Source organism: Pantanalinema sp. (assembly GCA_036704125.1).
GTDB lineage: Bacteria > Cyanobacteriota > Sericytochromatia > S15B-MN24 > UBA4093 > JAGIBK01.
The window spans coordinates 60,401-70,391 of sequence record DATNQI010000036.1 but is presented as its reverse complement, the minus strand read 5'-3'; the positions used below and the strand labels follow the sequence as shown (position 1 = coordinate 70,391).

The window sequence follows — 9,991 nt, the reverse complement described above, 5'->3', positions numbered from 1 at the left end:
CCCCCGAGCATCAGGGAGAAGGCCGTGAGGCCCTTCTTGCGGGTGACCTCCCAGTACAGGACGGCGGCCGCGACGACGGCGATCGCCGCGCTGAACAGGCTGTCCTTGCCCAGCTCCCAGGGGGTCATCCACAGGCCCACGGCGACCGGGATGCAGCTCTGGAAGACCATCGCGCCGGTGATGTTGCCCAAGGCGAGGGTGTCCTTCTTGACCCGCACCCACATGACGCTGTTGAACTTCTCGGGCAGCTCGGTGGCGATGGGGGTGACGACCAAGGAGAGGATCAGGGGGGACATGTTGAAGGCGTGGGCCAGGTGGCCGATCTCGTGCACGAAGAAGTGGGCGCCGATCATGATGCCGAGCAGGCTGAAGACGACCTGGGCGATGACCACGCCGAGGTTGGGGTCGCCCTTGCGGTAGAGGTAGAGCGGCGCGATGTCCTCGCCCAGCTCGCCGGGCTGCTGAAGGGTCTGGTAGACGTAGAAGCCGTAGAGGCCGATCAGGGCGAAGCCGAGGGCCACCTTGACGGGATGGCTCGGGATGAACGAGGCCAGGATGATCGCGGGATAGGTCATCAGGAAGAAGCGCAGGTCGCGCTTCAGGACCTTCGGGTCGGCGAGCACCTTCTCGTCGCGGCGCCCCTGTCGGGTGAAGACCACGATGGCGACCCCCGTCACGAACAGGGCGAGGGTCCCCAGCATGAAGGGGGCGCCGACGATGGCGCCGATGCCGATGTCGGTCCCGGCATGGGTCCCCGCGGCGTCCTTGGCGGTCCAGGCGCCCACGATCGCGATGATGGGGATGATCGTCTCGGGCAGCGCCGTGCCCACGGCGGCCAGCACGCTGCCGACCGCGCCCTCCGAGAGGTTGAGCTTCTTGCCCAGCCACTCGATGGCGTTGGTGAAGGCCTCGCAGGCGAGGATGATCCCGCCCATGGAGAGCAGGACCCAGAACAGGCTCAAGAAGATATCCACGCGACCTCCCGCAAAGAAAAAGGGAGCCAGACTCGCCTTGCGCGCAAAAAAGCACGCAACGGCGAAGGTCTTGCTCCCGAGACACTCATGCTCGTCGATGGGACCGAGGGCGCTTGAGCCCTGGGCTTGGCGGCCCCATCATCCGGTAAACCGGCGGCTACTCCCCTTCATCCAGGGATTCTACGCTCAAGCGTACCCAAGAAACGGCGCACCGTCAAGCGAAGCGAGGCCGCGCTAGAGCAGGCCCAGCCGCTGGCAGAGCGTGACGGCCTGGGTGCGGTTGGAGACGTTGAGCTTCTGGTAGGTGCGGGCGAGGTGGTTCTTGACGGTCTTGTCGCTGATGCTCAGGCGCCCCGCGATCTCGCGATTCTCCAGGCCCTGCGCCACCAGGTTGAGGACCTCGCGCTCCCTGACGCTCAGGACTTGATCGGGTGAGACGACCGGCCGCACCTCGCCGGCCGGGGCAGGGTGGGTGCTGCGGCGCTTCAGGGCCTTCTCGATGGTGAGGTTGAGCCGACCGAGATCGTACAGGGGCTTGCGCAGGAAGTCGAAGGCCCGTCCCTCGCGCAGGGCCTCGATGGCATCCTCCATCGTGCCCTGCCCGGAGAGCAGGACGACCTCGATGCTCGGGGCGATCTCCTTGAGGATGGTGAGCAGGTGGAGCCCCGAGAGGCCGGGCATGCGCAGGTCGGTGATCACCACGTCCACCGCACGCTGCTTGGCAAGGGAAATCGCCTCGGCCCCGCTCACCGCCTGCAGGACCTCGTAACCCGAGTTGCGCAGCCAGGTAGCGTGAATGTCGAGGATGTCGGGTTCGTCGTCGACGATCAGGATCGTGTTGGCCATCGTGCGGTATCTCGCAACGAGCTGGCACCCCAGAAGCGGGGGCCCGGCTCGCGCCCATTATCCCTCGCCCAGCTCCTGATCTCAAGGCCCAACGTGAAGACTCCTTCACGGATGCGGGCCTCTCGGGAGCCGCTCGCAAGCGTATCGTGAAGAGAGCGCCCCCTTGATGCGGGGGAACTACGCTTCACGCCTGGGCCCAGAGGCGATTTAATGAGGGGAGTGCCGTACCAGGAGAGGCCGCGGCGAGGTAGCCATGACGACACAGCGCGAGCAAACCAATAGCCGATGCCGCCTGCAATACGCGGTGGGCATGGCGCTGCTCGAGTCGCGGTCGCATCGCGACACCGTGCCCGCCATCCTGCGGGCCATCTGCGAGACCATGGGATGGTGCCTCGGCGAAGCCTGGTTGCTGGATCCCACCGGCGAGGGCCTGCGCCTGATCGAGGCGTGGCACGAGGACTCCGCGGCGCTTGCGCGCTTCGTCTCGTTCGGCCGGCAACTCTTCCTCTCCAAGGGGGCGGGATTGCCCGGCCTCGTCTGGCAGGAGCAGCGGGTGTGCTGGCTGCCTTCGCTTTCCGACGCGAGCCTGTTTCCGCGCAGCGAGGCGGCTGCCACCGCGGGGCTGCGGATCGCCATCGGCTTCCCCCTGCGCGACCAGGGCCGCTTCGTCGGGGTCGCGTTCTTCGCCGATTCACAGATCACGCCCCCGGACGGCGAACTCCTGGCCAGCCTGGAGGCGCTGGGGGCCCTCGTCGGGCAATCGCTGTTGTTCAACCAGGCCATCGCCGAGCTGGATCAGAGCGAGAAGAGCCTGCGAATGATCTTCGATTCGAGCCCCTTCGGCATGGCGCTCATGGATTCGCAGAGCCGCCTCTTGAAGGTCAATCCGGCGCTCGCCGAGATGGCCGGCTACGAAGGCCCCGAGCTGGGGGGAATGACCCTCGAGAGCCTGACCCACCCGGACGACCGGGACAGGAGCGCGCGCATTTTTCGCGAGCTCCTCGCGGGGGATCGCTCCTCCATCCGGGAGGAAAAGCGCTACCTGGGCAAGGGCGGGAAGGACATCTGGACGCACGTGAGCGCGACCCTTCTGCCGGAGCGGGTCGGCGCGCCGCGCGTCGTGCTGGCGATGATCGAGGACATCACGGCCCGCAAGCGCACCGAAGCGAAGCTCGCGCACAAGCGCGAGGCCCTGGAACGCGCCAACCAGGCCCTGCGCGATCAGAACCGCCACTTCGAGGCCGAGGTTCGACGCCGGACCCATGAGCTCGCGGAAGCCAACCTGCGCCTGCAAGAGCAGGCCACCCTGGCGCGACAGAGCGACGCGCTCAAGACCCAGTTCCTCAACACCCTCTCCCACGAGTTCAAGACGCCGCTGACGATCATCACCGGCTCCGTCGAGCTGCTCACCGAGGGCCTGTTCGGGGCGATCGCCCCGGAGCAGCGCGAATCCCTCAACCGCATCCGCTGGAGCGCCCAGTCGCTGCAGCACATGGTCAGCGACCTGCTGGACATGAGCCAGATCCAGGCGGGCAGCCTCATGCTTCTCAGGCGCCCGATCGAGCTGGAAGCCACCGTCCAGCAGGCCCTGTCCCTGCTCGCCCCGCAGGCAGGCGAGAAGGAGATCCGGGTCGGGATGGCGTTCGAGCCGGACCTGCCCCTGGTGGTGGCCGACGACCAGCGCATCATCCAGGTGTTGCTCAACCTCGTCGGCAACGCCATCAAGTTCACTCCGGTCCGGGGGCGGATCGACCTGCGGGTGTGGCGCGAACCGGACCGGGTGGTCTGCGAGGTCGCGGACACCGGGATCGGCATCGGCCCCGAGGACCATGACCGGCTGTTCGAGCCCTTCGTTCAGCTGAAGGCCGGCCAGGAAAAGCGAGGAACCGGGCTGGGCCTGGGGATCTGCAAGGCGCTGGTCGAGGCGCACGGAGGCACCATCGGCGTGGAGAGCACGCTGGGAAGCGGCAGCCGCTTCTGGTTCGCGCTCCCGCTCTAGTCCGCGGCGCTGACGGACTTGCCGTTAGCGCGAACGGCAATAAAGACATCCTGAGCCTATTAGGTCAAATGGCCTAGTCGGAATGGTTCGTTGCGGCTGTTTTTGAACCATATGACCCCTGTTCGAGCGCGCCACCTGAGCGGATAATCGATCCGCGATTCAGGCAAGCAGTACTGCCGACCGGCTCATCGCCGTGTCATCCTCGGCGATCGCAGCGCGAACAGGAGCTTCGAAGTGATGCACCAACCGGATGATGCCTCGCTCCGGGAAACCCTCTCGCGCCTCCCATGGGAGGCGCTCCTCGAGGCGACCCCTGACGCCGTCCTGATCGTCGATCGGCAGGGGCTCATCATCTGGTGCAACCGGCATGCCGAGCAGATGTTCAGGTACCAGGAGGGCGAGCTCGTGGGCCGGCCCGTGGAGGTGCTCGTCCCCGCGGCCTCCCGAAAGAACCACCGGGGCCACCGCACCAAGTACCAGGCCGCCCCGTATCGCCGGGGCATGGGCGACAGCCAGGACCAGACGGCCATCTGCAAGGACCTTCACGAGCTGACCGTCGAGATCAGCATGAGCCCGTTGAAGATGGACGACACCCAGCTGATCGTCGCCACGGTGCGAGACGTGAGCCAGCGCCGGCTGACCGAGCGGACCCTCTTCTCGATGGCCTACACGGATCGGCTGACGGGGCTTGGCAACAAACCCTTCCTGCTGGATCGCCTCGACGAGGCCATTCGCGTCGCCCAGCACTTCAAGCGCCCGGCCGCGGTCGTGCTGACGGATCTCGACCTCTTCAAGCGGATCAACGATTCGCTCGGCTACGCGGCGGGCGACTCCATCCTCCAGGAGGTCGCCAGGCGCCTGGCGCTTCGCTTCCCCGAGCCCATCACCCTGGCGCGCCTCGGCTCCGATTCGTTCGGCCTCGTGCTCGACGATCCGGGCGACGCCACCGCGGCGGCGACGACCGCACAGAGCCTGCTCGCCCTGTTCGAAGAGCCGTTTCGCCTGGGCGAGCAGGAGGTCTTCCTGACCCCCAGCATCGGGATCAGCCTCTTCCCCGAGGACGCAAGCGATGCGGAGACCCTGCTCCAGCACGCGGAAACCGCCATGTACCGGGCCAAGGACGAGCGCAACAGCTACGCCTTCTACGCCCGCGACACCTCCAGGTCGATCGCCACGCGCCTGACGCTCGAGAGCAACCTGCGAAAGGCCATCGAGAACAACGAGCTGGTCATCCACTACCAGCCCCAGATCCGGCTGAGCGACGCTCGGATCGTGGGCGCCGAGGCGCTGATCCGCTGGAACCACCCTCAGCTCGGCATGATCAGCCCGGCCCAGTTCATCCCGCTCGCCGAGGAGACGGGCCTGATCGTGCCGATCACCGAGTGGGTGCTCGAGACGGCCTGCCGCCAGGCGCTCGCGTGGCAAAAGGACGGCCTGCCGACCATCCGCATGGGGATCAACCTCTCGGCGCGCCACCTCAAGCACGACCAGCTGGTGTCGAACGTCGCGGAGGTGCTCGCTCGGACGGGCCTGAGCCCCGAGCTGCTGGACCTCGAGCTGACGGAGTCCCTGCTGATGGAGAACCTCTCCAAGGCCGCATCCATGCTCGAGGAGCTGCACGCGCGCGGGGTTCACCTGTCCATCGACGACTTCGGCACGGGCTACTCGTCGCTCAACTACCTCAAGCGCCTCCCGATCCACGCCCTGAAGATCGATCGATCCTTCATCCACGACCTGACCACCGATCGCAGCTCCGCGGCCATCGTCCGCGCGATCGTCGATCTGGCCCACCACCTGGGCATGCACGTCGTCGCCGAGGGCGTCGAGGACGTCACCCAGCGCGACCTGCTCCTCGAGCTGCGCTGCGACGAGGTCCAGGGCTTCTTCTACAGCCGTCCCGTGCCGGCGGACGCCTTCCAGGACCTCCTGCGAACGGCGCCGTTCCTGGTGAACCCGGCGATCGCCGGTTAACCCGACCGAGAGGTTTCTTCATGCTAGCCGAACACCCCATGCCTCGCCTCGCCAGCGCGACCTGGCGCTTCTCCCTTGCCCTCGCCGCGCTCGGCGCCCTCTCGGTGCTCGCCGGCGCGGGGCTGAGCGTCCGCGCGCTGGTGGCGGCGATCGCCCTCCTCGCGGCAGCCGCCGGCGCCACCGCCTGGTGGAACGCGCGGCAGGCCTCGATCGTGGTCGCCTGGCTCTCCGAGGCCCAGGCGCGCCAGGAAATGCTCCTGCGCGGCGCGATCTCCCAGGACCTGCTCGCTCGCCTCGACGCGATGTGCGAGACCTCGGTCGTCGAGGCCCTGCGCCTGGTGGAGGACAAGCTCGCGAGCCAGGTGGCTCTCCCGAGCGCCGTCGAGGAGGTCGTCTGCCTTCCCGTGATCGAGGCGGCCGTGCCCGCCGCGTCCGACGCCTTCGAGGTGGTCGATTCCTTCCGGGGGGTCCTGCCCATCTGGGCGCGCCACATCGAGACGGCCTGCGACCAGTCCGAGGAGGCCATCCTTTCCCTGAACGTTCGCTTCTCGAACCTCATCGGGCGCCTCGAGGCCGCGGTCGCCGCCTCGCACGCCTCCGAGCCTGGGCAGACGAGCGAGAACGGCATGCTGCGCGTGCTGCAGCAGAGCGAGTCCGAGCTCAGCGCGATCGTCGCCTCCCTCAAGGACGCCATGTCCGTCCGGGACACGATGCTGGGCAGCATCGCCACGCTGGCGGGCTACACCGACGAGCTGCGCGAGATGTCCGAGGCGGTCGAGGACATCGCCGAGCAGACCAACCTCTTGGCCCTCAACGCCGCCATCGAGGCCGCCCGCGCCGGCGAGCACGGCCGCGGCTTCGCGGTGGTCGCCGACGAGGTCCGCAAGCTCTCGTCGCGCTCGAAGGACACCGGCAGCAGCATCAACCAGAAGGTCGGCATCATCCGCAAGGCCATGCTCGACGCGCAGGGCCAGGCCGCGCGCTTCGTCGCCCAGGACGCGGCGAGCGTCGCGCGCTCGGAGCAGACCATCCACGAGGTGCTCGCGCGCTTCAGCGGCCTGACCGGCCGCCTCGTCGAATCGTCCGAAGAGCTCAAGCGCGAGAGCGCGGGCATCCGCGACGAGATCGCCGCCATGATGGTCTCGCTCCAGTTCCAGGACCGCGTCAGCCAGATCCTCGGCCACACCCGCGCGGGCCTGAACGACCTCTCCGGGCTGCTCGAGCGCCCGGACGCCCGTGACCTCGCCGCCTGGCTGCGCAGCACCGAGGCCACCTACACCACCCAGGAGCAGCGCATCAACCATTCAGGGCAGGCCTTCGCAGCCCAGTCCGACACCGAGATCACCTTCTTCTAGCAGGAGACCACCATGGCAAAGACCATCCTCATCGTCGACGACTCTGCCACCCTGCGCCAGGTGGTGAGCATGGCCCTCAAGGGGGCGGGATACGAGGTCGTCGAGGCCTGCGACGGCCAGGACGCCCTCGACAAGCTCGCGGGTCTCAAGGTGCACCTGATCATCTCCGACGTGAACATGCCGCGGATGGACGGCATCACCTTCGTCAAGGAGGCCAAGAAGCAACCCGCCCTCAAGTTCGTCCCCATCATCATGCTGACCACCGAGGGCCAGGACTCGAAGAAGGCGGAAGGCCAGGCCGCCGGCGCCAAGGCCTGGGTCCTCAAGCCCTTCCAGCCGCAGCAGATGCTCGCGGCCGTCCAGAAGCTCATCTTGCCCTAGCAGGAGGAATCGCCCATGCCCATCGCCATTCAACCCCGCGAGGCGGACGGCCTGATCGCCCTGGACGGGGACCTGACGATCTACACCGCCCTCGAGCTCAAGGACCAGCTGCTCGCCCCGCTCTCGACCTTCGACGCGCTCGAGCTGGACCTTTCGGGCGTCACCGAGATCGACTCCGCCGGGGCGCAGCTCATCCTGCTGGTGCGCAAGGAAGCCGCGCGCATGGGCAAGACCGTTCGCCTGGGACCGACGAGCCCCACGGTGCATGACCTCCTGGATCTCTACGGGATCCGGGCCAATCACGAGGAGGCACACGCTTGAACCTGGATCAGGTGCTTCAGACCTTCCTGGCCGAGTGCCAGGAGCTGTGTCGCGAGATGGAGTCGGCCCTGCTCGTCCTCGAGAGCGAGCCCGGGAACGACGAGGCGATCAACGCCATCTTCCGCGCGGCCCACACCATCAAGGGATCCGCGGGGCTCTTCGGCTTCGAGGATCTCGTGGCCTTCACCCACGTGATGGAGAACGTGCTCGACCACGTCCGAGAGGGCAGGCTCCCGGCCGACGGGGACCTGATCGCGCTATTGCTGGTGTGCGGGGACCACATCTCCCACCTGATCACCCGGGTCGGAGCCGAGCCCATGCTCGATCCCGACGCTCGGACCCAGCAAGAGACCCTCATCCGGCGCCTCGAGGGACACCTTGGCGCCCCCGGCCACCATGCGAGCGTCGCGCCGAAAGCCGCCGAGCAGGCACGCCCGGCGCGCGTCAACTGGCACGTGTCGCTGCGCTTCGGCAGCGAGGTCTTCCGCAATGGCATGGACCCGGCCTCGTTCATTCGCTACCTTTCGACCCTCGGCGACATCGTCGCCCTCACCCTGATCGACGACGCCCTCCCAGAGGCGGCCGAGATGGACCCCGAGAGCTGCTACCTCGGCTTCGAGATCACCCTCGCCACCGGAGCGGACAAGGAGACCATCGAGGGCGTCTTCGAGTTCGTCCGCGACGATTGCCGCTTGACCATCCTGCCCCCCGACAGCCGCGTGAGCGACTGCATCGCCCACATCAACGCCCTGCCCGAGGGCGACATGCGGCTCGGCGAGATCCTGATCCAGAGCGGCGCCTTGACCCGCCACGAGCTGGAGGAAGGGCTGCGCACCCAGCAAGAGGCCAGCCCCCCGCCCCTGGGCCAGATCCTGGTCGAGCACCAGGCGGTGCAGCAGCCCGTGGTCGACGCGGCCCTCCAGAAGCAAAAGCAGGTGGCCGAGGCCCGATCCCAGGAGAACAACACCATCCGGGTCGACGCCGCCAAGCTCGACCACCTCATCACCCTGATCGGCGAGCTGGTGACCGCAGGAGCCGGGACCCATCAGCTGGCGCAGCGCTCGGAGGTCACCGGCCTGCCCGAGGCCGCCTCGGCCCTCTCGCGGCTGGTCGAGGAGGTGCGAGAGAGCGCCCTCAAGCTGAGGATGGTCCAGATCGGCGCGACCTTCAACCGCTTCCAGCGGGTGGTCCGGGACGTCAGCCGGGACCTCGGCAAGGACATCCGGCTCATCATCAGCGGCGCGGAGACCGAGCTGGACAAGTCGGTGGTCGAGATGATCGGCGACCCCTTGACCCACCTGGTCCGCAACTCGCTCGATCACGGCATCGAGCGCGAGGACGTCCGGCTCGCCGCGGGCAAGCCCGGCAGGGGCCACGTCAGGCTCCACGCCTTCCACGACTCGGGCTCGATCGTGATCGAGGTCTCCGACGACGGCAAGGGGCTCGATCGGGACCGCATCCTGGAAAAGGCCGTCGAGCGCGGCCTGGTCCACCCTGGCCAGGCGCTGAGCGACCACGAGATCCACCAGCTGATCTTCGAGCCGGGCTTCTCGACGGCCGATCAGGTGACCAACCTGTCGGGGCGCGGCGTGGGCATGGACGTCGTGAAGCGCGACATCACCCGCCTGCGCGGGACCCTCGAGCTCGAGAGCGTGCCAGGCAAGGGCTCGACCTTCCGGATCCGGCTTCCCCTCACCCTGGCCATCATCGACGGCTTCCTGGTGGGGGTCGGGGACGCGGCCTTCGTCATCCCCCTGGACCACGTGGTGGAGTGCCTGGAGCTCTCGCCCGACGCCAAGGCGGAGGCCGATCGTCACTACGTCAACCTGCGCGGCACCGTGCTGCCGTTCATCCGCCTCCGGGAGACCTTCGGAATCCCGGGGGCCGCCACCGGCCGAGAGAGCATCGTCGTGATCCAGGCGGGTGGCCAGCGCTCCGGCCTGGTCGTCGACGCCCTGATGGGCGAGTTCCAGACCGTCATCAAGCCCCTGGGTCCCCTCTTTTCCGGCCTCAAGGGCATCGTCGGCTCCACCATCCTCGGCACGGGCGAGGTCGCCCTGATCCTCGACGTCCCGGCCCTGATCCACAAGGAAACCCACCGCGAGGCGCTCGCCTCTGATCCCCGCCTTCAAGCCCAGTAGGAG

General features: G+C 67.8%; 8 protein-coding genes. 6 read left to right on the top strand and 2 right to left on the bottom strand.

The window, feature by feature from the left end; translation table 11 throughout:
- On the bottom strand, positions 1 to 974 hold a 974-nt coding region (locus V6D00_06005; GenBank protein ID HEY9898717.1), incomplete at its 3' end, for a hypothetical protein.
- A gap of 234 nt (positions 975 to 1,208) precedes the next feature.
- Positions 1,209 to 1,820: a response regulator transcription factor gene (locus V6D00_06000; GenBank protein HEY9898716.1), complete on the bottom strand. Its 612-nt coding sequence runs from the start codon at positions 1,818 to 1,820 to the stop codon at positions 1,209 to 1,211.
- 253 nt (positions 1,821 to 2,073) lie between these two features.
- Here V6D00_06000 and V6D00_05995 point away from each other — a divergent pair, with 253 nt between their 5' ends.
- The 6 genes from V6D00_05995 (at position 2,074) to V6D00_05970 (ending at position 9,988) form a co-directional block, all read left to right on the top strand.
- Positions 2,074 to 3,819 carry an ATP-binding protein gene (locus V6D00_05995; GenBank protein ID HEY9898715.1) on the top strand — a complete coding sequence of 582 codons (1,746 nt, stop codon included), beginning with the start codon at positions 2,074 to 2,076 and terminating at the stop codon, positions 3,817 to 3,819.
- A gap of 237 nt (positions 3,820 to 4,056) precedes the next feature.
- Positions 4,057 to 5,790, top strand: a complete 1,734-nt coding sequence (locus V6D00_05990) for an EAL domain-containing protein (protein HEY9898714.1) — start codon at positions 4,057 to 4,059, stop codon at positions 5,788 to 5,790.
- Positions 5,791 to 5,810: 20 nt separating this feature from the next.
- Positions 5,811 to 7,145, top strand: a complete 1,335-nt coding sequence (locus V6D00_05985; GenBank protein ID HEY9898713.1) for a methyl-accepting chemotaxis protein — start codon at positions 5,811 to 5,813, stop codon at positions 7,143 to 7,145.
- A 12-nt stretch (positions 7,146 to 7,157) separates the two neighbouring features.
- The gene (locus V6D00_05980) at positions 7,158 to 7,526 is read left to right on the top strand and encodes a response regulator (GenBank protein HEY9898712.1); all 369 of its coding nucleotides are present in this window, start codon (positions 7,158 to 7,160) and stop codon (positions 7,524 to 7,526) included.
- Between the two features lie 15 nt (positions 7,527 to 7,541).
- The gene (locus V6D00_05975) at positions 7,542 to 7,847 is read left to right on the top strand and encodes an STAS domain-containing protein (GenBank protein ID HEY9898711.1); all 306 of its coding nucleotides are present in this window, start codon (positions 7,542 to 7,544) and stop codon (positions 7,845 to 7,847) included.
- A complete protein-coding gene (locus V6D00_05970; GenBank protein HEY9898710.1) occupies positions 7,844 to 9,988 on the top strand; it encodes a chemotaxis protein CheA in 2,145 nt (714 codons plus the stop codon). Before V6D00_05975 ends, V6D00_05970 begins: the two co-directional genes overlap by 4 nt.
- Positions 9,989 to 9,991: the final 3 nt, after the last annotated feature.